The sequence below is a fragment of the Pseudomonas sp. P7779 genome (genome assembly GCF_013386315.1).
GTDB lineage: Bacteria > Pseudomonadota > Gammaproteobacteria > Pseudomonadales > Pseudomonadaceae > Aquipseudomonas.
In genome coordinates this window covers 1-1,439 of the sequence record NZ_JACARZ010000214.1, presented here as the reverse complement: position 1 = coordinate 1,439, position 1,439 = coordinate 1, and the positions used below count along the sequence as shown (strand labels likewise).

Here is a 1,439-nt window from a genome sequence, read left to right as displayed (position 1 = left end):
CGAAAACCCGAACCCGCGCCCCACCATCCCGCGCACCATCTCGATCGACGGCGAACTGAAGACAATATTCGGCGTCAGCCCACGCTCTTCAAAGATGCTCACGAAGTACGTCCGGCTCGGCAGCACATCCAGCAAAATCATCGGTTCCAGCACCAAGTCCGCCAACGACACCTTGGCCTGCTGCGCAAACCGGTGATCCGCCGGCAGCAACGCATAGGGTTGCTGCGGCGGCATCAGCGGCGTGGTCTCGATGGCGCTGCCCAGGTCATGCTCAAACAGCATCGCCACATCGATACTGCCGGCCGTCAGCGCCTGCACCAGTTCCTGTTGTTCGCCATCGCGCAGACGGATTTCCACCCCCGGCCAACGCTCCCGGAAACCGGCAATCAAGCGCGGCAAATACAGCGGTGCCACGGTTTCGAAGCAACCGATATCGATCTGCCCCGCCACCACGTCATTGTCTGCCAGGGCGTTCTGCTCAAACTCATGGGCCACCCGCAGCAGCTCCAGGGCCTTGCGATAGAACCGCGCACCGCTCGGCGTCAGTGACACCCCTTGGGCGTGATGGCGGATAAACAGCTGCACGCCGAAGCTGTCTTCCAGTTGCTTGATGGCCGTCGACACCGACGGTTGCGCGATATAGAGCTTGCGCGAGGCCTCTGCCACGCTGCCGCACTCGGCCGTGGTTACAAAATATCTGAGCTGGCGCAGGTTATAGGCAGCCATCGGGACCTCCATAAACGTGGGATTTCGCCCCAAACAAGTGCGTGAAAATCGGCTTTTTCACACTGATTCAAGTGCATGCAACATACCGGAGCAAAAAACCCCGCGAGATATTATTTTTAAGGTCTATAGCAACAAACTTACTAATTTACCTCCCTGTGACCATTGCACATGATCACTCCAACAACAAAAGCGACGCACACGCGCCGCCCAGCGAAGTACGTCAACGTACTCACCTTGCCTTGGAGCTCGTCATGGTTACCACTGCAACATCCTCCGCCCCGCTTATCGAAAAACACACGATTGGATACGTGCCCCCGGAAGATCGCCACGGAAAGGTAAGAGACCTGTTCACCCTGTGGTTCGGCGGCAACATCGCGCCGTTGCCCATCGTCACCGGCGCNNGTCGGCCACCTCGTCGGCGGCGTGCTGATGGCGCTGCACTCGGCCCAGGGCCCGCAGATGGGCATCCCGCAAATGATCCAGAGCCGCGCCCAGTTCGGCTCCCTCGGTGCGCTGCTGGTGGTGGTAATCGCCGGCGTGATGTACATCGGCTTCTTCGCCTCCAACATCGTACTGGCGGGCAAATCCCTGCACGGCGTCGTCGACGCGATCCCGGTACCGGTAGGCATCGTCATCGGCGCCATCGGCTCGGGGATCATCGGCATCATCGGCTACCGCTTCATCCACGTCCTCAACCGCATCGGCACCTGGGT

Annotated in this window: 1 protein-coding gene and 1 pseudogene; one reads left to right on the top strand and one right to left on the bottom strand. The window is 60.1% G+C overall.

The window, feature by feature from the left end; all coding sequences use genetic code 11:
- Positions 1 to 726 (bottom strand): LysR substrate-binding domain-containing protein (locus HX869_RS31245; RefSeq protein ID WP_178904183.1); only part of this gene is annotated, 726 nt, incomplete at its 3' end.
- A 251-nt stretch (positions 727 to 977) separates the two neighbouring features.
- Between HX869_RS31245 and HX869_RS31240 the strand changes: the two are divergent.
- A pseudogene (locus HX869_RS31240) lies at positions 978 to 1,439 on the top strand (cytosine permease); the annotation flags it as partial.